At 59.5% G+C, this 23,255-nt stretch carries 16 protein-coding genes; 12 read left to right on the top strand and 4 right to left on the bottom strand.

Annotation, left to right across the window (positions count from 1 at the left end):
• The first annotated feature begins 215 nt into the window (after nucleotides 1-215).
• The 5 genes from purL (at nucleotide 216) to glnB (ending at nucleotide 8,621) form a co-directional block, all read left to right on the top strand.
• Complete coding sequence (gene purL, locus ES815_RS04020; protein WP_142486725.1) at nucleotides 216-4,103, top strand: phosphoribosylformylglycinamidine synthase; 3,888 nt, start codon at nucleotides 216-218, stop codon at nucleotides 4,101-4,103.
• Nucleotides 4,104-4,680: 577 nt separating this feature from the next.
• Nucleotides 4,681-6,114: a two component system sensor histidine kinase QseE/GlrK gene (gene qseE, locus ES815_RS04015; protein ID WP_185902381.1), complete on the top strand. Its 1,434-nt coding sequence runs from the start codon at nucleotides 4,681-4,683 to the stop codon at nucleotides 6,112-6,114.
• Nucleotides 6,111-6,869, top strand: coding sequence for a two-component system QseEF-associated lipoprotein QseG (qseG, locus tag ES815_RS04010; protein ID WP_142486723.1), 759 nt, complete (start codon nucleotides 6,111-6,113; stop codon nucleotides 6,867-6,869). Before qseE ends, qseG begins: the two co-directional genes overlap by 4 nt.
• Nucleotides 6,866-8,203: a two-component system response regulator GlrR gene (gene glrR / locus ES815_RS04005; RefSeq protein ID WP_142486722.1), complete on the top strand. Its 1,338-nt coding sequence runs from the start codon at nucleotides 6,866-6,868 to the stop codon at nucleotides 8,201-8,203. The genes qseG and glrR overlap by 4 nt, the downstream gene beginning before the upstream one ends.
• 79 nt (nucleotides 8,204-8,282) lie before the next feature.
• Nucleotides 8,283-8,621: a nitrogen regulatory protein P-II gene (glnB, locus tag ES815_RS04000; protein WP_039029746.1), complete on the top strand. Its 339-nt coding sequence runs from the start codon at nucleotides 8,283-8,285 to the stop codon at nucleotides 8,619-8,621.
• 87 nt (nucleotides 8,622-8,708) lie between these two features.
• Here the strand turns inward: glnB and hmpA are convergent, their stop codons facing one another.
• Nucleotides 8,709-9,899: an NO-inducible flavohemoprotein gene (hmpA, locus tag ES815_RS03995; protein WP_142486721.1), complete on the bottom strand. Its 1,191-nt coding sequence runs from the start codon at nucleotides 9,897-9,899 to the stop codon at nucleotides 8,709-8,711.
• A 305-nt stretch (nucleotides 9,900-10,204) separates the two neighbouring features.
• Between hmpA and glyA the strand changes: the two genes are divergently transcribed.
• The gene (glyA, locus tag ES815_RS03990) at nucleotides 10,205-11,458 is read left to right on the top strand and encodes a serine hydroxymethyltransferase (protein ID WP_142486720.1); all 1,254 of its coding nucleotides are present in this window, start codon (nucleotides 10,205-10,207) and stop codon (nucleotides 11,456-11,458) included.
• A 48-nt stretch (nucleotides 11,459-11,506) separates the two neighbouring features.
• Here glyA and ES815_RS03985 read toward each other — a convergent pair whose 3' ends face one another.
• Both ES815_RS03985 and ES815_RS03980 read right to left on the bottom strand, forming a co-directional pair.
• On the bottom strand, nucleotides 11,507-11,929 hold the full coding sequence (locus ES815_RS03985; protein WP_142486719.1) for a DoxX family protein: 423 nt from the start codon (nucleotides 11,927-11,929) through the stop codon (nucleotides 11,507-11,509).
• Nucleotides 11,930-12,055: 126 nt separating this feature from the next.
• The gene (locus ES815_RS03980; RefSeq protein ID WP_142486718.1) at nucleotides 12,056-13,252 is read right to left on the bottom strand and encodes an ROK family transcriptional regulator; all 1,197 of its coding nucleotides are present in this window, start codon (nucleotides 13,250-13,252) and stop codon (nucleotides 12,056-12,058) included.
• Between the two features lie 115 nt (nucleotides 13,253-13,367).
• Between ES815_RS03980 and ES815_RS03975 the strand changes: the two genes are divergently transcribed.
• The 4 genes from ES815_RS03975 to ES815_RS03960 all read left to right on the top strand — a co-directional run bounded on the left by ES815_RS03975 (nucleotide 13,368) and on the right by ES815_RS03960 (nucleotide 20,207).
• A complete protein-coding gene (locus ES815_RS03975; protein ID WP_142486717.1) occupies nucleotides 13,368-16,643 on the top strand; it encodes a DUF5107 domain-containing protein in 3,276 nt (1,091 codons plus the stop codon).
• A 70-nt stretch (nucleotides 16,644-16,713) separates the two neighbouring features.
• Entirely contained in the window at nucleotides 16,714-18,156 is a 1,443-nt protein-coding gene (locus tag ES815_RS03970) for a sugar porter family MFS transporter (protein WP_142486716.1), read from the top strand.
• Complete coding sequence (locus tag ES815_RS03965) at nucleotides 18,156-18,998, top strand: aldose 1-epimerase (RefSeq protein WP_142486715.1); 843 nt, start codon at nucleotides 18,156-18,158, stop codon at nucleotides 18,996-18,998. The genes ES815_RS03970 and ES815_RS03965 overlap by 1 nt, the downstream gene beginning before the upstream one ends.
• 72 nt (nucleotides 18,999-19,070) lie before the next feature.
• Complete coding sequence (locus tag ES815_RS03960; RefSeq protein ID WP_142486714.1) at nucleotides 19,071-20,207, top strand: 3-phenylpropionate MFS transporter; 1,137 nt, start codon at nucleotides 19,071-19,073, stop codon at nucleotides 20,205-20,207.
• Here the strand turns inward: ES815_RS03960 and csiE are convergent.
• The gene (gene csiE, locus ES815_RS03955) at nucleotides 20,204-21,481 is read right to left on the bottom strand and encodes a stationary phase inducible protein CsiE (protein ID WP_142486713.1); all 1,278 of its coding nucleotides are present in this window, start codon (nucleotides 21,479-21,481) and stop codon (nucleotides 20,204-20,206) included. The genes ES815_RS03960 and csiE overlap by 4 nt on opposite strands.
• A gap of 123 nt (nucleotides 21,482-21,604) precedes the next feature.
• Here csiE and ES815_RS03950 point away from each other — a divergent pair, with 123 nt between their 5' ends.
• Together ES815_RS03950 and ES815_RS03945 are read left to right on the top strand one after the other, a co-directional pair.
• Nucleotides 21,605-22,243, top strand: coding sequence for a DUF1007 family protein (locus ES815_RS03950; RefSeq protein WP_142486712.1), 639 nt, complete (start codon nucleotides 21,605-21,607; stop codon nucleotides 22,241-22,243).
• Entirely contained in the window at nucleotides 22,234-23,199 is a 966-nt protein-coding gene (locus ES815_RS03945; protein WP_142486711.1) for a nickel/cobalt transporter, read from the top strand. The genes ES815_RS03950 and ES815_RS03945 overlap by 10 nt, the downstream gene beginning before the upstream one ends.
• Nucleotides 23,200-23,255: the final 56 nt, after the last annotated feature.

Below are 23,255 nucleotides of genomic sequence, written 5' to 3'. Positions count from 1 at the left end.
AACAAGTATTACCAAAGATTTCGCGGCATTTTGCGCAAAGTAACGCCACTTGGCAACTTATTAGCGGGAGCTGCAACATCTCCTGCTAAATGACAACGTCGATTTTATTACGACGCAAACGGTTTCGTCGGCGCGCAGGATCCACTATAATGGCGCCCGTTTTCCCCCCTTGCGCACACTGTAAGCGCCTCCGGCGCTTCGAAGACGAGAGACTTATGATGGAAATTCTGCGTGGTTCGCCTGCACTGTCTGCCTTCCGTATCAACAAACTGCTGGCACGTTTTCAGGCGGCCGACCTTCCGGTAAGCAATATTTACGCTGAGTATGTCCATTTTGCTGACCTGAATGCTCCCTTAACGGCAGAGGATTTAGTCCGGCTTGAGCGCCTGCTGAAGTACGGCCCAAGCCTGAGCAGCCATACCCCGAACGGTAAACTTCTGCTGGTTACGCCTCGTCCGGGCACCATCTCCCCCTGGTCTTCTAAAGCAACCGACATCGCCCGCAACTGTGGTCTGAGCCAGATTGATCGTCTGGAGCGCGGCGTGGCGTATTACGTTGAAGCCTCCACTCTGACCGACGCCCAGTGGGCCGTTGTGGCAAGCGAACTGCACGACCGCATGATGGAGAGCGTGTTTGCCTCTCTGGATGACGCACAGCAGCTCTTCTCCCACCATCAGCCTGCGCCAGTCCAGAGCGTGGGCCTGCTGGGTGAGGGCCGTCAGGCGCTGATTGACGCCAACCTGCGTCTGGGCCTGGCGCTTGCCGAAGATGAAATCGACTACCTGCAGGACGCGTTCGTTAAGCTGAACCGCAACCCGAACGACATCGAACTTTATATGTTCGCGCAGGCCAACTCCGAACACTGCCGCCATAAGATCTTCAACGCCGACTGGGTTATCGACGGCGAGCAGCAGCCGAAGTCGCTGTTCAAAATGATCAAAAACACCATGGAGAAAACCCCTGACCACGTGCTGTCTGCATACAAAGACAACGCCGCGGTAATGGAAGGTTCCGAGGTGGGCCGCTTCTTCGCCGATCGCGAAGCAGGGCGCTATGACTTCCACCAGGAGCCTGTGCATATCCTGATGAAAGTCGAAACGCATAACCACCCGACGGCGATCTCGCCATGGCCGGGTGCCGCAACCGGCTCCGGCGGCGAAATCCGTGACGAAGGTGCCACTGGACGCGGGGCTAAACCAAAAGCGGGGCTGGTGGGCTTCTCCGTCTCCAACCTGCGTATCCCGGGCTTTGAACAGCCGTGGGAAGAGGACTTCGGTAAGCCGGAGCGCATTGTTACCGCCCTGGACATCATGACCGACGGCCCGCTGGGCGGCGCGGCATTTAACAACGAATTTGGTCGTCCGGCCCTGAACGGTTATTTCCGTACCTACGAGGAGAAAGTGGACAGCCACAACGGCGAAGAGCTGCGCGGCTACCACAAACCGATCATGCTGGCGGGCGGGATCGGCAACATCCGCGCCGATCACGTGCAAAAAGGCGAGATCGTCGTCGGTGCTAAGCTGATCGTTCTGGGTGGCCCGGCGATGAACATCGGCCTGGGCGGCGGGGCGGCTTCGTCGATGGCCTCCGGTCAGTCTGATGCGGATCTCGATTTTGCCTCCGTACAGCGCGACAACCCGGAGATGGAACGTCGTTGCCAGGAGGTGATCGACCGCTGCTGGCAGCTGGGCGATGCCAACCCAATTCTCTTTATTCACGACGTGGGCGCGGGCGGTCTCTCCAACGCCATGCCGGAGCTGGTGAGCGATGGCAACCGCGGCGGCCGCTTCAACCTGCGCGATATCCTGAGCGATGAGCCAGGCATGAGCCCGCTGGAGATCTGGTGTAACGAATCCCAGGAGCGCTACGTGCTGGCCGTTGCTCCGGATCAGCTGCCGCTGTTCGATGAGCTGTGCCGCCGCGAACGTGCGCCGTACGCGGTGATCGGTGAAGCCACCGAAGAGATGCATCTCTCCTTAAGCGATACCCACTTTGACAACCAGCCGATCGATCTGCCGCTGGACGTGCTGCTGGGCAAAACGCCGAAGATGACCCGCGACGTACAGACCCGTAAAGCCAGCGGCAAAGCCCTCGACCTGCAGGGTGTGACCGTTGCCGAGGCGGTTAACCGCGTTCTGCATCTGCCGGCCGTGGCGGAAAAAACTTTCCTCGTCACCATCGGCGACCGCACCGTGACCGGCATGGTTGCCCGCGATCAGATGGTAGGTCCGTGGCAGGTGCCGGTGGCGAACTGCGCGGTAACCACCGCCAGCCTCGACAGCTACTACGGTGAAGCGATGGCCTTGGGCGAACGTTCCCCGGTTGCGCTGCTGGACTTCGCGGCCTCTGCCCGCCTGGCGGTGGGTGAAGCGCTGACCAACATCGCCGCCACCCAGATTGGCGATATCAAACGCATCAAGCTCTCCGCCAACTGGATGGCCGCAGCCGGTCACCCGGGCGAAGACGCCGGGCTGTATGAAGCGGTGAAAGCGGTGGGGGAAGAACTCTGCCCGGCGCTGGGCCTGACCATTCCGGTGGGCAAAGACTCCATGTCGATGAAAACCCGCTGGCAGGAAGGCAGCGAGCAGCGTGAGATGACCTCGCCGCTGTCGCTGGTGATCACCGCCTTCGCTCGCGTGGAAGATGTGCGTCACACCATCACCCCGCAGCTTTCCACCGAAGACAACGCCCTGCTGCTGATTGACCTGGGTAAAGGTCATAACGCGCTGGGTGCCACCGCGCTGGCACAGGTTTACCGCCAGCTGGGTGACAAGGCTGCTGACGTGCGCGACGTGGCGCAGCTGAAAGGGTTCTACGACGCCATTCAGGCGCTGGTAGCCCAACGTAAACTGCTGGCCTACCACGACCGTTCCGACGGCGGCCTGCTGGTTACCCTGGCCGAGATGGCCTTCACCGGCCACTGCGGCGTGGAAGCCAACATTGCCAGCCTGGGCGACGATCGTCTGGCGGCGCTGTTCAACGAAGAGCTGGGTGCTGTGATTCAGGTACGTGCGGCCGATCGCGAAGCGGTGGAAGCGCTGCTGGCCCAGCACGGTCTGGGCGACTGCGTACACTACCTGGGTAAAGCGGTGACCGGGGATCGCTTTGTTATCGAGGCCAACGGTCAGACCGTCTTTGCCGAAAGCCGCTCTACGCTGCGCATGTGGTGGGCAGAAACCACCTGGCAGATGCAGCGTCTGCGCGACAACCCGGCGTGTGCCGATCAGGAGCACGAGGCGAAAGCTAACGACCAGGATCCGGGCCTGAACGTGAAGCTGTCGTTCGACATCAATGAAGACATTGCCGCGCCGTATATCGCGAAGGGTGCCCGTCCGAAAGTCGCGGTTCTGCGCGAGCAGGGCGTGAACTCCCACGTGGAGATGGCGGCCGCCTTCCACCGTGCGGGCTTCGATGCCATCGACGTGCATATGAGCGACCTGCTGGCAGGCCGTACCGGTCTGGCCGATTTCCAGGCGCTGGTGGCGTGCGGCGGCTTCTCTTACGGTGACGTGTTGGGTGCGGGTGAGGGCTGGGCGAAATCCATCCTCTTTAACGACCGCGTTCGCGACGAGTTCGAAACCTTCTTCCACCGTCCGCAGACTCTGGCCCTGGGCGTCTGCAACGGCTGCCAGATGATGTCGAACCTGCGCGAGCTGATCCCGGGCAGTGAAGCCTGGCCGCGCTTTGTGCGTAACCAGTCCGATCGCTTCGAAGCGCGTTTCAGCCTGGTGGAAGTGACCCAGAGCCCTTCTCTGCTGCTGCAGGGCATGGTGGGTTCCCAAATGCCAATCGCGGTATCTCACGGTGAAGGGCAGGTGGAAGTACGTAACGCCGCGCATCTGGCGGAGCTGGAGAGCAAAGGTCTGGTGGCGCTGCGCTTTGTCGATAACTTCGGTAAAGTCACGCAAACCTACCCGGCGAACCCGAACGGTTCAGCCAATGGCATCACCGCAGTGACCAGCGAAAGCGGTCGCGTTACGGTGATGATGCCGCACCCTGAGCGCGTATTCCGTACCGTCAGCAACTCCTGGCACCCGGAGAACTGGGGCGAGGACAGCCCGTGGATGCGTATCTTCCGCAACGCGCGTAAGCAGTTGGGTTAAGAGATCGTTGTTGTGCCCGGTGGCGCTTCGCTTACCGGGCCTACAAAGCCGAGTGAGGTTTTGTAGGCCGGGCAAACGCAGTGCCGCCCGGCAATTCCCCGGTGTCGCAAATCTGCGACAATACTCATATATTGATGTCGTCAATTGGCGACATTTAACTTATTGATATTAATAGAGTCCCTAACAACCCTGTAAGGGTGTTGCTGATCGGCGACAGATAGCCTGAAAATCATCCCGCCCGCAACTACTGCTGATCCTTATAAAATTATATATAAATTAACAATTTAATATTTTTATTTGCATTATGGCACATCTGTTGCATAATAGTAGCCAGTGGCTCATTCACCCTCTTATGTCAGCCCCTTCGGGAAGCGCTACATAAACTTCGAATGACGCACAAAAAGGTGCCTGCCGTCCAACTGCTGATCATAGCTTTGCTTTATCAGGCCCGGGGCGAAACGTCGAGTTAGGCACCGCCTCATTCCATAACAAAGCCGGGTTTTTAACCCGGCTGTGTTGTATCTGAAGGGCTGTCCAGCTAGCATCCTCTTACCCCCTCGCAAAAAAGAGTAATGCGTTGAAACGCTGGTCTGTTTTCCCTCGCTCCTTGCGACAGTTAGTCATGATGGCATTCCTGCTGATCCTGCTGCCTTTGCTGGTCCTGGCATGGCAGGCATGGCAGAGCCTGAACGCCCTCAGCGCCCAGGCGGCGCTCACCAACCGTACCACCCTGATTGATGCCCGCCGCAGCGAGGCGATGACCAATGCCGCGCTGGAGATGGAGCGCAGCTACCGGCAGTATTGCGTGCTCGACGACAGGACGCTGGCAAACGTGTATCAAAATCAGCGTAAGCGCTACAGCGAAATGCTTGATGCCCATGCAGGGGTGTTGCCGGACGACAAGCTGTATCAGGCGTTGCGTCAGGATATCAATGCGCTGGCGCAGTTGCAGTGCCTCAACAGCGGCCCCGATGCGATGTCCGCCCTCCGGCTGGAGGCCTTCGCCAACGCCAATACCGAAATGGTCCAGGCGACCCGGGCGGTGATCTTCTCCCGCGGGCAGCAGCTCCAGCAGGAGATTGCCGAGCGCGGCCAGTTCTTTGGCTGGCAGGCGCTGGTGCTGTTTCTGGTTAGCCTGGTGCTGGTCCTGCTCTTCACCCGCATGATCATCGGCCCGGTCAAGGGCATTGAGCGGATGATCAACCGGCTGGGGGAGGGGCGCTCGCTGGGCAATACCGTGGTCTTTACCGGCCCGCGCGAGTTGCGCTCGGTCGGACAACGCATCATCTGGCTCTCCGAACGGCTGGCGTGGCTCGAATCCCAGCGTCATCAGTTTTTACGCCACATCTCCCATGAACTGAAAACCCCGCTCGCCAGCATGCGCGAGGGGACCGAGCTGCTGGCCGATGAGGTCGCCGGGCCGCTGACGCCTGAGCAAGGGGAAATTGTTGAGATCCTCGATGCCAGCAGCCGTAATCTGCAAAAGCTGATTGAGCAACTGCTCGACTACAACCGCAAACTGGCCGACGGGATACCCGAGCTGGAGCGGGTGGAGCTTGCACCGCTGGTGGATATGGTGCTATCCGCCCACAGCCTGCCTGCGCGGGCTAAAATGATGCATACTGAACTGGCGCTTTCGACGCCCGCCTGTTTAGCCGAACCTATGCTGCTGATGAGCGTGCTGGATAATCTTTATTCCAACGCGGTGCACTATGGCATTGAATCCGGTACCATTTATATTCGCAGTTTTACGCACGGCTCGCGTGTCTGTATCGATGTCGCCAACACCGGAAACCCGATCCCCGACGATGAAAAAACGATGATCTTCGAACCCTTTTTCCAGGGGAGCCAACAACGCAAAGGGGCGGTTAAGGGAAGCGGTCTGGGGCTGAGCATCGCCCGCGACTGCATTCGTCGTATGCAGGGAGAGCTTAATCTTGTCACTGACGACCGTACCGATGTCTGTTTTCGCATCGAACTGCCGCTTGAGTCGGAAAAATCACTGAAATGAATCTAAGTCTGGTGAGTATGTCACACGTCTTTTCCCGCGCCATTAACGCGGTATTTTCCGGCCACTTTATCCGCCTGAGCCTTCCCTGCCTGCTGCTGGCCGGATGCGTCACCCACGCGCCGACGCCAGCCATCAGCGACAAGCAGGATGAAAAATTGCCTGAACATCAGCTGGCGGACTTCCTTTCTACCGACTGCAATAATATCTGGCAGCTGCATGGTCAGGAAACCGACAGCAATCCGCTCTACTGGCTACGCGGCATGGACTGTGCGGATCGCCTCTCACCCGCCGCCGCGCGTGCAGAGGCGCGGACCTGGAGCGATGACACCTGGCAGGAGAGCTTTAAACGCGGGCTCCTGCTGGCAAATGCCAAAATTAACCCGGTGGAGCGGCGGGTATTGACCACCCGGCTGGATGCGCTGAGCCCGCAGATCCCCGCCCAGGTGCGCCCGCTCTATCAGCTATGGCGACACGGGCAGGTGCTGCAGCTGCAGCTGGCGGAGGAGCGTTCACGCTACGGCAAGTTACAGCAGACGACCGACGGTGAGCTGGATAACCTGCGCCAGCAGCAGCAATATTTACGCTCGCAGCTGGACACCACTACCCGGAAGCTGGAAAACCTGACCGATATTGAACGGCAACTCTCCACCCGTAAGCCGGTCAGCAACTATCTGCCGGATGCGCCAAAGAGTGCGATGCCGCCCGCTGACGGCGACGCGGCGGATACCCCGAAACAAGAGGACGGAAAGCCATGACAAGCCGAAAACCTGCGCATCTTTTGCTGGTGGATGACGACCCCGGCTTGCTGAAGCTGCTGGGCATGCGTCTGGTAAGCGAGGGCTACAGCGTGGTGACTGCCGAAAGCGGTCAGGAAGGGCTGAAGGTGCTGGGGCGCGAGAAGGTCGATCTGGTCATCAGCGATTTGCGGATGGATGAGATGGACGGCATGCAGCTGTTTACCGAGATCCAGAAGCTGCAACCCGGTATGCCGGTGATTATCCTCACTGCCCACGGCTCAATCCCGGATGCCGTGGCGGCCACCCAGCAGGGGGTCTTTAGCTTCCTCACCAAGCCGGTGGACAAAGACGCGCTCTATAAAGCGATCGACGATGCCCTGGAGCACGCCGCGCCGCCAGGCGATGAGACGTGGCGGGAGACGATTGTCACCCGCAGTCCGATCATGCTGCGGCTGCTGGAGCAGGCGCGGATGGTGGCGCAGTCCGACGTCAGCGTGCTGATTAACGGCCAGAGCGGCACCGGGAAAGAGATCCTCGCCCAGGCGATCCACAACGCCAGCCCGCGCGGCAAAAACGCCTTTATCGCCATCAACTGCGGGGCGCTGCCCGAGCAACTGCTGGAGTCGGAGCTGTTTGGGCACGCGCGCGGGGCCTTTACCGGCGCGGTCAGCAGCCGGGAAGGGCTCTTCCAGGCCGCAGAAGGCGGTACGCTGTTCCTCGATGAAATTGGCGATATGCCGGCACCGCTGCAGGTCAAACTGCTGCGCGTGCTGCAGGAGCGCAAGGTCAGGCCGCTCGGCAGCAACCGCGATATCGACATCAACGTGCGTATTATCTCCGCCACCCACCGGGATCTGCCCAAGGCGATGGCGCGCAACGAGTTTCGTGAAGACCTGTTCTATCGCCTCAACGTCGTCAACCTGAAGATCCCGGCGCTGGCGGAGCGGGCGGAAGATATTCCGCTGCTGGCGACGCAGCTGCTGCGCCAGTCCGCCGAGCGGCATAAGCCGTTTGTGCGGGCTTTCTCCACCGATGCCATGAAGCGGCTGATGACCGCCAGCTGGCCCGGTAACGTGCGCCAGCTGGTGAACGTGATTGAGCAGTGCGTGGCGCTCACCTCCTCGCCGGTGATCGGCGATGCGCTGGTGGACCAGGCTCTGGAGGGGGAAAATACCGCTCTGCCGACCTTCGTCGAGGCCCGCAATCAGTTTGAGCTCAACTATCTGCGTAAATTACTGCAGATCACCAAAGGTAACGTGACCCATGCGGCGCGCATGGCCGGACGTAACCGCACCGAGTTTTATAAGCTGCTGTCGCGCCATGAGCTGGAAGCAAACGATTTTAAAGAGTGATACCCTAAAATCCGCCTGAATATGATACTGTGAGCAACCGATTACGAGGCAGCTGACAGGCATAAGTTTAAGGACCACCATGAAAAAGATTGATGCGATTATTAAACCTTTCAAACTGGATGATGTACGCGAAGCGCTGGCGGAAGTCGGCATCACCGGCATGACGGTGACAGAGGTGAAAGGCTTTGGTCGTCAGAAGGGCCACACTGAACTGTACCGTGGCGCGGAATACATGGTTGATTTCCTGCCGAAGGTAAAAATTGAAATCGTGGTGTCGGACGACATCGTGGAGACCTGCGTGGATACCATTATCCGCACCGCGCAGACCGGCAAAATCGGTGACGGCAAGATCTTCGTCTTTGACGTGTCGCGCGTGATCCGTATCCGTACCGGCGAAGAAGACGACGCCGCGATTTAACGCAGCACTGCCCAATGAACCCGTAGGCCCGCGCAAGCGCAGCGCCGCCGGGCAAAAAAAAGCCCCTCGTGAGAGGGGCTTTTTGCATTACAGCACCTTATGCGGGCCGAAGCATTCGTAATGAATATTATCTTTATTTACGCCCAGCTCAAGGAGCTGGGCCGCGGCGTACTGCATAAAGGCTACCGGACCACAGACGTAGAACTGCATCTCCGGGGCGTGGAACTGCTCTTTATGCTGGCTTAACGCCATCAGACCTTCGCTGTCGAAGCGTGCTGCGGCACGGTCGTCATCCGAAGGCAGGCGATACCAGTTGTGGGCGGTAAAGTGCGGCAGACCGGCAGCCAGCGTTTTCACTTCATCAGAAAACGCATGTACTTCGCCATTCTCTGCGGCGTGGAACCAGTTAACCTGCGCCTGATGCTGCGATTTCGCCAGGGTATCCAGCATCGCCAGCATCGGGGTCTGACCGACACCGGCGGAGATCAGCGTCACCGGAGTATTGGCATCCACCGCCATAAAGAAATCGCCCGCTGGCGCGGCCAGATGCACCACATCACCGACGCTAGCTTCGTCGTGCAGCCATGTGGAGACCTGACCACCGTCCTCGCGTTTCACCGCAATGCGGTAGCCTTTTCCGTTTGGCTTACGGGTCAGGGAGTACTGGCGGATCTCCTGATGCGGGAAGCCTTCCGGCTTCAGCCACACGCCCAGGTACTGGCCCGGCTGGTAATCGGCCACCGGCTGGCCGTCCACCGGCTCAAATTCAAAGCTGGTAATCAGCGCGCTGCGCGGGGTTTTTTCCACGATACGGAACGCGCGGGTGCCTTCCCAGCCGCCGCTCTTGCTGGCGTTTTCGCTGTAGATCTGCGCTTCACGGTTGATAAAGACGTTAGCCAGCACGCCGTAGGCTTTGCCCCATGCGTCCAGCACTTCCTGACCCGGGCTGAACATCTCATCCAGGGTGGCCAGCAGATGGCTGCCAACAATGTTGTACTGCTCGGGTTTGATCTGGAAGCTGGTGTGTTTCTGGGCGATTTTTTCCACCGCTGGCAGCAGCGCCGGCAGGTTCTCGATGTTGCTGGCGTACGCGGCAATGGCGTTAAATAACGCTTCGCGCTGGTCGCCGTTGCGCTGGTTGCTCATGTTGAAAATCTCTTTGAGCTCCGGGTTGTGCGCGAACATGCGATCGTAAAAATGGGCGGTAAGTTTAGGACCGGTTTCGACCAGCAGGGGAATAGTGGCTTTAACGGTAGCGATGGTTTGAGCGTCTAACATAGCAGCTTCCTTCAAATGTTACTTTAATGATGTATTTTGGATGCATCTTATAAAAAATAACCCTGCGTTGTAAATGGTTCTTTGCAACTTGAATTAACTGCATCACAAACCTGAAAAGAAATCCACTTTACAGGGCGAGAGCGTTATTCCTCAAACCCTTGCGTGGCGGGCAGGTAAACGTTTGCGTAAAATCGTTTGTCAAGACCTGTTATCACTCTGCTAATCAGTTATACTGTTGCCCGTCGTCCAACTGGACTGCCTTTTTCAGGCAAAAATTTACTTGTTAGCTGAGTCAGGAGATGCGGATGTTAAAGCGTGAAATGAACATTGCCGATTATGATGCCGAACTGTGGCAGGCTATGGAGCAGGAAAAAGTACGTCAGGAAGAGCACATCGAACTGATCGCCTCCGAAAACTATACCAGCCCGCGCGTGATGCAGGCGCAGGGCTCTCAGCTGACCAACAAATACGCTGAAGGTTACCCGGGCAAGCGCTACTACGGCGGTTGCGAGTATGTGGATATCGTTGAGCAGCTGGCGATCGACCGTGCCAAAGAGCTGTTTGGCGCAGACTACGCTAACGTGCAGCCGCACTCCGGCTCTCAGGCTAACTTCGCGGTCTACACCGCGCTGCTGCAGCCGGGCGATACCGTTCTGGGTATGAACCTGGCGCAGGGCGGTCACCTGACTCACGGCTCCCCGGTTAACTTCTCCGGTAAACTGTACAACATCATCCCTTACGGTATTGATGAGTCCGGTAAAATTGACTATGAAGACATGGCGAAGCAGGCCAAAGAGCACAAGCCGAAGATGATCATCGGTGGCTTCTCCGCTTACTCCGGCGTAGTTGACTGGGCAAAAATGCGTGAAATCGCAGACAGCATCGGCGCATACCTGTTCGTCGACATGGCGCACGTTGCCGGTCTGATCGCCGCAGGCGTTTACCCGAACCCGGTGCCACACGCTCACGTGGTCACCACCACCACCCACAAAACCCTGGCGGGTCCACGCGGTGGCCTGATCCTGGCGAAGGGCGGTGACGAAGACCTGTATAAAAAACTGAACTCTGCCGTTTTCCCAAGCGCGCAGGGTGGCCCGCTGATGCACGTGATCGCGGCGAAAGCCGTGGCGCTGAAAGAAGCGATGGAGCCTGAGTTCAAAGTTTACCAGCAGCAGGTTGCCAAAAACGCCAAAGCGATGGTGGAAGTGTTCCTGAACCGTGGCTACAAAGTGGTCTCCGGCGGGACTGAAAACCACCTGTTCCTGCTGGATCTGGTTGATAAAAACCTGACCGGTAAAGAAGCTGACGCTGCCCTGGGCCGCGCCAACATCACCGTCAACAAAAACAGCGTACCAAACGATCCGAAGAGCCCGTTCGTGACCTCCGGTATCCGTATCGGTTCCCCGGCTGTGACTCGCCGCGGCTTCAAAGAAGCGGAAGTGAAAGAGCTGGCTGGCTGGATGTGTGACGTGCTGGACAACATCAATGACGAAGCCGTTATCGAACGCGTGAAAGCCAAAGTACTGGATATCTGTGCGCGCTTCCCGGTTTACGCATAAGTCTGCTTCGCAGAACAAAAAGGCCGCGTATGCGGCCTTTTTTTATGGCTAACGGCGGTCGATGGAGATAGCGCCCGGCCCGGCCACCGCCAGCAGCAGAAACCCGCCGGCGATACTAATGTTTTTGAAGAAGTTAATCATATTGGGCATCACCGCGTCGCCGCTCATATCCCAGTAGTGGTGACCAATCACCGCCGTACCCAGGGTATAAAAGACAAACAGTACCGCCAGCGGACGGGTAAAAAAGCCGAGCACGATCAGGATCGCGGCGGGGACTTCCATGATCACCGCCACAATGGCTGCAAGCATCGGCATCGGGGCGCCCAGCTTCGCCATATATTGCACCGTGCCGTCGAAACCGAACATTTTTGGCACACCGAATATGATGAACAGCAGGATAAGGGCGATACGGGCGATCAGCAGGATCAGCGCCCGGGACTGACCAAAATCGAAATACCGTAGTGTGTTCATGGCAGGCTCGTTGTGGGTGGGATTTATCTTAAAGCTAATACACAAAATGCCGGCCCGCCATTCAGGTTTTCTTCATAATTCAGGCATGAGGGTGATGTAAATTTGCCTGACTCCGGCATGTTCCCGTTAGCCTGCCGCAAGCGTCTCCTCCACAAACAGATAGCCGATGCCGATAATCTGCTGTTGACGGGTTAAGCCGCCAAAGGCGATTTCCGTTTGCCGGTTACGCACTGCATCCCCCTGATCGAAAGGGGTATAGCCAATCTGACGATTAATGGTCTGTAGCCAGCGTTCGCCAAAGGCGCAGCTGCGGCCATAAAACCAGATTTGATTGATGTTGAGGATGTTGAGCAGGTTGTAGAGCGTCAACCCGATGGCGTTGGCGGCCTCGTCTGCCCAGCGCTGAATATTGGCATCCCCCTGACACCAGGCGTCAAGCAGCTGCAGGCTGGTGAGGGTGTCCGGGTCGAGACTCAGGGAGCCGGGCTGGGATTTCAGCCACAGTCGCGCCTGTTTTTTGAGGGCCGACAGGGAGGCGACCGTCTCCAGGCAGCCGTATCGCCCGCAGGCGCAGGCCACGCCGTCGCGATCGAAAATGGTGTGGCCAATCTGCCCGCTGCCGTTCAGCGTCCCGCGATAGACCTGGCCGTTAATAACGAACGAGGAGCCGATGCCGTAATCGACGTTAATCACGCAAAAATCGTCGCGGTTGGCCGGGTTTTGCCATTTTTCCGCCAGGGCCAGCATCACGCAGTCGTTATCCACCATTACCGTGATGCCCAGCTTCTCTTCCAGCAGATACTTAATTTCGATCGGTTTTTTCCAGGGTGCCTGGGGCATTATCTGCGAAACCCCGGTGGCGGTGTCCACCTGGCCGTGGATCCCGAGCGCCAGATTAATCCGCTGCCCCGGCCATCGTTTGCGCTGCTGCTGCCACAGGCTTTCGATGGCCTGCAACAGCGCCTCTGGCGTGCGGGCGTTGACGTCTGTCCAGAGAAAGTCACCCAGTGGTGACATGCATCCGTCGATCAGCTGGCTCTCAATGCTGGTGGGGCTGACATTCATGCAGAGTATCAGTGGGCCCATATCGGGGATCTGATAATGGCCGCTGTTCATCCCACGGGTGCTGAGGTTTTCAGTGGAATGCTGCAGCTTTTTGTCGGCGACCAGCTCATCGAGAATTTTACTGACGGCGGGGATCGACAGCCCGGTGTGCTGGGCCAGCTGCGATTTACTCAGGCGCTTGTAGCGCCAGATAAGCGCCATGATCGTGCGGCGGTTATGCTGCCTCACCCGCTGGTTGTTGAGACCGGCTATCTGCATTTCACTAAACTCCGTTAATAGTATTGCGTGAGCATTACGCAATCCGCGCGCTGAATTCCCCTCTACACTGCCATCTTATCGCTTTTTACTGTTATTTGTTTACTGGAGAGTGAATATGTCTGGAGCAGTGAAGGTCTGGCGGGAGACCGTGGCATTACCGACGTGGACCACCGGCGCAGAAGATACCAACCCGATGTTCCTCGAGAAACGCGTGTACCAGGGTTCCTCCGGCGCGGTTTATCCCTACGGCGTGACCGATACCCTGACCGGGATCCGCGAAATGCGCGATTACCAGGCAGTGTGGATGGAAAACGACTTCATCCGCATTATGCTGCTGCCGGAGCTGGGCGGACGTATTCATCGTGCGTATGACAAAGTCCAGCAGCGTGATTTCGTCTACTACAACGAAGTGGTAAAACCAGCGCTGGTGGGCCTGCTGGGGCCATGGATCTCCGGTGGGATCGAATTTAACTGGCCGCAGCACCATCGCCCGACCACCTTTATGCCGGTCGACGTAACCATCCAGACCCAGGAGAGCGGGGCGCAGACCGTCTGGCTGGGCGAGGCCGAGCCGATGCGCGGCCTGCAGGTCATGACCGGTTTTACGCTCTACCCGGACCGGGCGTTGATTGAGATCACTGGCAAAGTCTTCAACGGCAACGCCACGCCGCGCCACTTCCTGTGGTGGGCCAACCCGGCGGTGAAGGGTGGGGACGATCATCAGAGCGTCTTCCCGCCGGACGTCACTGCGGTGTTTGACCACGGTAAGCGCGCGGTCTCGGCCTTCCCGATTGCCACCGGCACCTACTATAAGGTCGATTATTCCGCGGGTGTGGATATCTCGCGCTACAAAAACGTACCGGTCCCGACCTCTTACATGGCGGAAAAATCGGACTACGACTTTGTCGGCGCATACCATCACGGCGAGCGGGGCGGCCTGCTGCACGTCGCCGACCACCACGTCTCCCCCGGGAAAAAACAGTGGTCCTGGGGCCATGACGATTTCGGTCGCGCCTGGGATCGTAATCTGACCGATGAAAACGGCCCCTATATCGAGCTGATGACCGGCGTCTTCACCGACAACCAGCCTGATTTCACTTGGCTTGCACCTTATGAAGAGAAAATCTTCGTGCAGAACTTCCTGCCCTACAGCGAGCTGGGGCAGGTGCACAACGCCAGCACGCAGCTGGCGCTGAAGCTGGAACGCCGTGAGCAGCAGCTGCACCTCGGCCTTTACGCCATCGCTCCGCTTCAGAGCGTGCGCCTGGAACTGACCGCAGACGGTAAGCCGGTGTGGGAGACGGAGCTGACCCTGATGCCGGGCGAAAGCTGGCAGCAGGCGCTGGCAGATGAGTGGCCGCAGCGCTTAACCCTGAGCGTAAAAGACAACCTGGGCCGCACCCTGCTGCATTACCAGGAGCATATCGCCGAAGAGACCCCGCTGCCGGACCCGGCCACCGCGCCCGCCATGCCGGAAGCGATCGGTAACAGCGATGAACTCTATTTTATTGGTCAGCATCTGGAGCAGTACAACCACGCCAGCCGCTATGCGGAAGATTACTACCGCCGCGCGCTGGAGCTGGATGCCCACGACTATCGCAACAACGTGGCGCTGGGCACCCTGGCACTCAACCGCGCCGACTGGGCGCTGGCGCAGCGCTGCGCCGAAGCCGCGCTGGTCCGCGCGCATAAGTTGAATAAGAACCCGCGCGATGGCGAAGCCAGCCAGCTGCTGGCGACGGCACTGGAGCGTCAGGGGGATGACGATGCCGCCTGGGATCACTACTACAAAGCCTCCTGGAGTGGAAACTGCCGCGATGCCGCGTTCTGGTCGCTGGCACGGCTGGCGATAAAGCGCGGGAATTATGCTGACGCGCTGGAAAAAGTCGACATCAGCCTCGGGATCAATGCCAGTAACAATCTGGCGATGGGACTCAAAGCCCTCGCTCTGGCAGAGGTTGAGGGTGAACAAGCGGCGCAGGCGTATATCGATCGCTGCCTGCAAACCCATCCCCTGAGCTACGCCCTGCACTATGCCCGTTGGGCTATTAGCCGGGATGAAGCTTCGCGTGATCAGCTGTTACAGGTCACCGGCCGTCGCGGGGCCAATGCCTGTCTGCTGGCGGGGTGGTTGATCTCAATGGGTATGCGCGACGCGGCCCGCGACATGCTGGCTCTGCTCGATAGCCAGGAGACCTTGCCTCAGCTCTGGCTGGCGGCGCTAAGCGACGAACCCGCCACGCGCGCCCGCTACATTGCCGCCGCGCGCCGCTGTGAGGCCAACCGGGTACGTTTCCCGAACGCGCTGGATGAAGTGCAGATGCTGCAAACCCTGCAGGATGATCCGTTCGCCCGCTATCTGCTGGGCTGCTTCTGGTACAGCAAGCGCCGTTACGACGAGGCGGTGTTGTGCTGGCAAACCACCCTCGAGCAGGAGCCGCAGTTTGCCCCGGCGCACCGCCTGCTGGGTATCTACGCCTGGAACAAAGAGCACAGCCTGGCGCGGGCCGAGCAGCATCTTCAGCGCGCCGTGGAGCTGGAGCCCGATAACCCGCGCTTCCTGTTTGAGCTCGATTATCTACATAAACTCACCGGCCAGCCGGTGGCGAAACGCCTCGCCATGCTTACCGAGCGAGAGAAAGTGGCGCTGAAGCGCGATGATTTGACCGCGGAACTGCTGAGCCTGTGGAACGGTTCCGGGCGCTACGACGCTGCGGCGCAGGTGCTTCAGGCGCGTCAGTTCCATCCGTGGGAAGGCGGCGAAGGTAAGGTGACCGGGCAGTATCTGCTCAACCAGCAGCACCGCGCGTTGCAGCACATCGCCCGTGGCGAGTTCCGTGAGGCGATGGCCCTGCTGCAGGCGGCGCTGCACTATCCGCATAACCTGGGGGAGGGGCGTCTGCCCGGGCAGACCGATAACGATATCTGGTATCTGCTGGGCTACTGCCATGCCCGCAGCGATGCGCATGCCGAGGCGCAGCGCTGTTTTACCCGGGCAGCACAGGGGGGCTCGACCCTCGATGCCGGGCGCTACTACAACGATCAGCCTGCGGATTACCTGTTCTGGCAGGGGATAGCTCTGCGCCAACTGGGTGACAGCGCCGCGGCGGAGCGCCACTTCCAGGGGTTCCTGGCCTGGGTGGAGGCGCATCGTGACGACGTCCCGGAAGCCGATTTCTTTGCGGTCTCGCTGCCGGATCTGGTGGTGCTGGATACCCCAGCCGGTCAGCAGCATCAGCAGCACTGCCTGTTTATTGAGGCGCTGGGCCATGCCGGGCTGGGTGACCTGGCGGCCTGCAAACGCCAGCTGGGTGCCTTACTGGCGCTCCATCCGGCTCATGACAAAGCGCATCTGATCCAGCATGCGCAAGCCACCGGTATTTTCCATTAACTGACCTGCAGGTGGGGAGACCCACCTGTTAACCCTCTGTACCCTGCGTTTCCCTTAAAGAGGAATCAACATGAATAATAGTGCGCAGACACAACTGAAAATGGGCTACGTCTGGACAATTTGTCTGGTCGCCGCCTGCGGTGGTTTACTGTTCGGCTACGACTGGGTGGTGATTGGCGGGGCCAAGCCCTTCTATGAAGCCTGGTTCTCGATCACCGATCCGGCGCAGTCCGGCTGGGCGATGAGTTCGGCGCTGGTGGGCTGTATCTTCGGGGCGCTGGTTTCCGGCTGGTGTGCCGATAAATTTGGCCGCAAATGGCCGCTGATCCTCTCGGCGGTGCTGTTCAGCGCCTCGGCGTGGGGCACGGCGGTGGCGAGCAGCTTTGACATGTTCGTGGTCTATCGTATCGTCGGCGGGGTCGGGATTGGCATCGCCTCCGCGCTCAGCCCGCTCTATATCGCCGAGGTCAGCCCGGCGGATAAGCGCGGTCGCTTCGTGGCCATCAACCAGTTGACCATCGTCGTGGGTGTGCTGGCGGCGCAGCTGATTAACCTGATGATCGCCGAGCCGGTGGCGCCTGGGGCGACCCAGGAGGCCATCGTCCAGACCTGGAACGGACAAACCGGCTGGCGCTGGATGTTCGGTGCCGAGCTGGTTCCGGCCCTGGCATTCCTGGTGCTGATGTTCTTTGTTCCTGAATCCCCGCGCTGGCTGATGAAGGCCGGTAAGCCGGATCGTGCCCGCGCCATGCTGGAGCGTATTGGCACCCCGGAATACGCCAGCCAGACTTTAAAAGAGATCGCCCACACCCTGGAAAAAGACACCCAGAAAGTGGCGTTCTCCACCCTGCTGCAGCCGCAGGTCAAACCGATTGTGATCATCGGCATGGTGCTGGCGATGTTCCAGCAGTGGTGCGGGATCAACGTCATCTTCAACTATGCCCAGGAGATCTTCGCCTCCGCCGGGTTTGATATCAACGATACCCTGAAGTCGATTGTGGCGACCGGCATTATCAACCTGGTCTTTACCCTGGCGGCGCTGCCGCTGGTGGACAAGATTGGCCGCCGCAAGCTGATGCTGCTGGGCGCATCTGGCTTGACCATCATCTACGTGCTGATTGCCAGCGCCTACGCGATGAACATCATGGGTTGGCCGGTTCTGCTGCTGGTGCTGGCGGCGATTGCCATCTATGCCCTGACGCTGGCCCCGGTGACCTGGGTGTTGCTGTCGGAGATCTTCCCCAACCGTGTGCGCGGTCTGGCGATGTCGATGGGGACGCTGGCGCTATGGATCGCCTGCTTCCTGCTGACCTACACCTTCCCGCTGCTCAATGCCGGGCTGGGTGCGGCGGGGAGCTTCCTGCTTTATGGGGTGATCTGCGCCGCCGGGTATCTCTACATCCTGCGTAAGGTCCCGGAAACCAAAGGCGTAACGCTGGAGGCGCTGGAGGAGCAGCTGGAGAAACAGCACAGCAAAGTGACCGCGACGGCGGATGCCGGGCGCGCGCACTGATGGCGACGCTGTTGATAGAAAACGCGCATCTGCGGATGCGCGTCAATCCGCAGGGCGGCGGGTTGCAGGAGCTCTTCTCACACACGCATGGGCAGCCCGTGCTGTGGGACGAGGTGGACAGCGCGCTGTTTCCGATGGTGCCGCTGGCTAACCGGGTGGCAGGCAATCGCTTTGCCTTTCAGGGACAGGAGATCGTTTTGCCGCAAAGCCCGGTGGACGAGCGTTTCTTCTTGCACGGGGATGGCTGGCAGGCACTCTGGCAGGTGGAGTCACGCACGGAGACGGAGTGTGTGCTCACCCTGCGCCGCCAGCATGCGTGCGGCTTTGATTATCAGGCGGTGCTGCGCTATCAGCTGCGCGGAAACGTGCTGTGGGCGGAACTGATGCTCACCCATCTCGGCACGCAGCCGATGCTGTATGGCCTGGGCTTTCACCCGTGGTTTTACTTTGATGCCCGCAGCCGCCTGCAATTTTCCGCCAGCGGCTACTGGCCGGAAGGGGAGCACCATTTACCCCTGGCGTGGCAGAGCCCTGTCCCGCCGGATATCGATTTCAGCACGGCGCAGCAGGGGAGCGATGGCTGGCTGAATGTCGGCTATTCCGGCTGGAACGGCGTGGCGACCATTCAACGTGATGTGATGAGTATCACAATTACCGCGCAAACTCCCTGGCTGATGCTGTTCAGAATGTCGGGTAAATCATTCTTATGCCTCGAGCCGCAGAGCCATCCGGTCAACGCCCACAACATGCCCGGACAGCCTGGGCTGGTGGTTTTACGCCCCGGCGACAGCACCCAGTTTGCGATGAAGATTGCCGTCGAAAGCGCCGTCGGTGGTTGTTAATAAGCGGTTAATACCCGCTTGCGCCAGTCAGTTTTTACCGCCAGACTATCGCCTCCAAAACGGGAGGGATTCATGGTTTTGCATTCCACACGCTGGCTGGCGCTCAGCTACTTCACCTACTTTTTTAGCTACGGTATTTTTCTGCCTTTCTGGAGCGTCTGGCTCAAGGGAATCGGCCTCACCCCGGAGATGATAGGCGTCCTGCTGGGCTCGGGCCTGGTGGCGCGTTTTCTCGGTAGCCTGCTTATTGCGCCGCGCGTCAGCGATCCCTCCCTGTTAATCAAAGCCGTGCGCGTGCTGGCCCTGCTCACCCTGGTGTTTATGGCGGGATTCTGGGTCAGCCAGCAGTTTGCCTGGCTGGTGGTGGTGATGGTGGGCTTCAACCTCTTCTTCTCGCCGCTGGTGCCGCTGACCGACGCGCTGGCCAATACCTGGCAGAAGCAGATCACCATGGATTATGGCCGGGTGCGGCTGTGGGGCTCGATCGCCTTTGTGATTGGCTCGGCGCTGGTGGGCAAGCTGGTGAGCCTGTACGACTATCGCGCCATTCTGGCTCTGTTGAGCCTGGGCATTATGTCGATGCTGCTCGGAATGCTGCTGCGCCCATCGGTGATGCCGCAGGGCGAAAGCCGTCAGCAGGAGAGCGCAGGCTGGCCGGCATGGCGCTCGCTGGTGGCCCAGAGCTGGCGTTTCCTCGCCTGCGTCTGCCTGTTGCAGGGGGCGCATGCCGCCTACTACGGCTTCAGCGCGATTTACTGGCAGGGGGCCGGGTATTCGGCTTCGGCGGTCGGTTATCTCTGGTCGCTTGGCGTGGTGGCAGAAGTAATCATCTTTGCCCTCAGTAACCGGCTGTTCCGCCGCTTTGGCGCCCGGGATCTGCTCCTGCTCTCCGCCGTCTGCGGTATCGCCCGCTGGGGGATCATGGGCTGGACCACCGAACTGCCGTGGCTGATTGTCGCCCAGATCCTGCACTGCGGCACCTTCACGGTGTGCCATCTGGCGGCGATGCGCTATATCTCGGCGCGCGAAGGCAGCGATGTGATCCGCCTCCAGGCGGTCTACTCGGCGGTGGCAATGGGGGGCAGTATTGCGATCATGACCGTCTTCGCCGGCTTCCTGTACCAGCATCTCGGTCACGGCGTATTCTGGGTGATGGCGCTGGTGGCGCTGCCCGCGGTTCTGCTGCGTCCGCGGGTAGCAGCGCGCTAAGATTCCAGCATGGCGCGAATATGTTCCTGCTGCTGCGCATTCAACGCCTCGACGGCGTGGATGAGCGGCGGCGAGAACAGGGGCAGGGCGGTGGTATAGGGCGTGACCACCAGGGCGGCCTCGCGCGGGGCCCCCTCCTTCTGAAAGGCCTGTAGCGTCACATAGCGAATGTTCAGCGGCAGCAGGGTCAGCTCCCGCAGCTGCTGTTCAATCAACTCCTCGCAGGCTTTATCCTCCCCGGTCAGTAACACCACCTGCTTTTCATGCAGATCGTTCTCCTGCATCAGCCAGGCGCCAAAGATCACCGCCACCAGGCTCGACTCCTCCTCAGAAAACCGCAGGCCAAACTCCGCCTCCAGCTCGAACAGCACCTCGCGGGTGGTACGCATCAGGCGCGGATAGAGGCGATGGATCTCTTCGGGCAGGCTGTTGTCGATGCCGATGCCAAACAGCGAGCGGTCAAGAGCCTGCGCCAGATGAATATAGAGCTGATCGATAAGCCCCTGCTCGTCGCTGAACTGCATGCCGGTTTGCCCATGAAAGCGGGCGATCATGCGGGTGATGGTGCGACGCAGACGGTCATCTTCCAGGTGCGTATCGCGAAGGGGATCCGGCGTGCGGAGCATCATAAACAGCAGCGCCAGAAAAGGTTGCTCATCGGCGTGAGGCGCCTGCGCCACGCGGCGCTGCCAGTGGCGAATAATCTCCTGCGCCATCAGATATTCGCTGCGCGACTGGGTCCAGTTACGCTGAACCACCGAAAATTCGGGGCTCTGGCCCAGCTGGTGCTGGAGCAGACAGTACTGCAAATAGAGCTGCAAAAACTGCGTGTCCCGGCATTCAAACTGGCGCTGCAGGCGGCGGGAGCAAAAGTTAATCAGCGCCCGCAGGTTGGTATCGTCATATAAAGTGCGGGCGATGCCGAGCTGCTTTAGCGCGATTTTCAGAGATGGGGTAAACTGCTGCGCGACGAAGTGGGGGCAGAGGCGTAACGCCCGGCGCAACCAGTGCAGCAGGCACAAGCGTTGGTTCAGGTGGCTACCTTCCAGCAGGTAGCAGCCATCATGCTGTGTCGCAATGTCGAGCTGGTGATAGCGCTGGATCTCCATGCGCATCTCGTCGATATCCTGCCGGCAGAGGGCATCATCGACACCGTTGATTTCACCGATGCTTTGCAGGGTGGCGCGAAAGCCTGGCACATAGAGCATCAACAGAACCTGGCAGCGGCGCTGCGAACTGGAAAGTGCAGATGGCATTTCGAGAGTCGTCATCATCTGTCGGGTTCCAGTGAGTGTGTTTGATAAGAATAGCTAAAGGATGTACGCCATAGCACGTGATGCCGGGCTTTCCTTCAGGAATGCGGGTGAACATCACAGAATTTTTGACGTGAGGATGAGATGCAAACAGTGAAACGCAGCGCAACGACGCTTTTTTTGGCGGTTTTGTCTTTTACCGCCGCCGCGCACCCTCACAGCTTTATCACCCTGAAAACGCAGATCATGGTGAAAGACAACCAGCTTACCGGGCTGAAGATGCGCTGGGCGATGGATGAGCTGACCTCCGCCGATCTGCTTTACGATGCCGGAAACGCAAAGCCGGGGGATGAGATCTGGAAAAAGCTGGCGGCGGAAGTCATGGCCAACGTGCTCGGTCAGCACTACTTTACCGAGTTCTGGCATAACGGGCAGAAGGTGAAATTCCTCAACCGGCCGACCCAGTACGGCATGACCCGTCAGGAGCATCAGGCGGTGCTGACCTTTATTTTGCCGCTGGCGGAGCCTCAGCCGCTGGCCGGACAAAAATATACCTTCTCCACCTTCGATCCCTCCTATTACGTGGACATGAGCTACGCCGAGGATGACGATGTGTCGCTGCCTGCTGAGCTGCAAAAAAGCTGTTCCGTCAGCGTGGACACCCCGGAGCCCAGCGATGAGACGCTGAACTTTGCCAGCTCGCTGGATAAAGACGATGCGCCCCCGGAAGACATGGATCTCGGCAAACAGTTTGCCCAGACGGTGACCCTGCAATGTCAGTAGTACGCGCGCGGCGCGGGTGGGATCTCTGGCCGCTGGGGCTGTTTCTGGTTGCGGCGGTGGCGGGCGCTGTCTGGCTCTGGCAGGCGTGGCCGCAGGTGATGCGCCAGAGCATTCTCTGGCAGCGGGACGTCAACCAGCAGATGAGCGGCCTGCTGAAGGCGGTGGCCGACAATCCGACGGCGGCGGGTGGGTCGCTGCTGCTATTCAGCTTTGTATACGGCGTGTTGCACGCCCTGGGGCCGGGCCACGGCAAAATTGTCATCGCCACCTGGCTTGCCACCCATCCCTCAAAACTGAAATCGAGTATCGGCTTAACCCTGGCCTCCTCTTTGTTACAGGGAGTGGTGGCGATCGCCCTGGTGGTAAGCGTGTTAACGCTGCTGCAGCTCCCGGCGCGGGATCTGCATATGAGCAGCTTCTGGCTGGAGAAGGGAAGCTATGCCCTGGTGGGCGTGCTGGGGCTGATGCTCTGCTGGCGGGCGCTGAAAAAACTGCGCGGCCTGCTGCGTAAACCGACCTTTAAAGCCTTTACTCCGCATCACGTCCACGATGCAAACTGCGGCTGCGGCCATCAGCATCTGCCGAGCCCGACGCAGATCCAGCGCGCTGACGACTGGCGGGCGCGGATGATGATTATCCTGTCCATGGGCATGCGACCCTGTTCCGGGGCGATTATGGTGCTGCTGTTCAGTAAGGTGATCGGCGTGTTCAGCTGGGGCGTGGCTTCGGCGCTGGCGATGGCGGCGGGAACGGGATTAACCATCTCTTCGCTGGCGCTGCTGGTGCACGGCTTTCGTCAGCTGGCGGTCAGGCTTAGCGGCAACAAAGCGCCGGTACTGTGGCGACAGATCGGATGGACAACGCTGGCATTAGCGGGTGGAGTGGTATTGCTGGTAGCGGCGGTGATGATGTGGATCAGTGCGGTGCCGGTGGGCAGGGGAATGCGGCCGTTTTAAAATGCCGGGCGGCACTTCGTTGGCCCGGCCTACGGTCTTGTAGGCCCGGTAAGCGC

The sequence above is a fragment of the Leclercia adecarboxylata genome, from assembly GCF_006874705.1.
In the GTDB taxonomy this organism is placed as follows: Bacteria; Pseudomonadota; Gammaproteobacteria; order Enterobacterales; family Enterobacteriaceae; genus Enterobacter; species Enterobacter adecarboxylatus_C.
The sequence above is the reverse complement of the archived record's forward strand: the minus strand, read 5'-3'. Positions and strand labels throughout refer to the sequence as shown.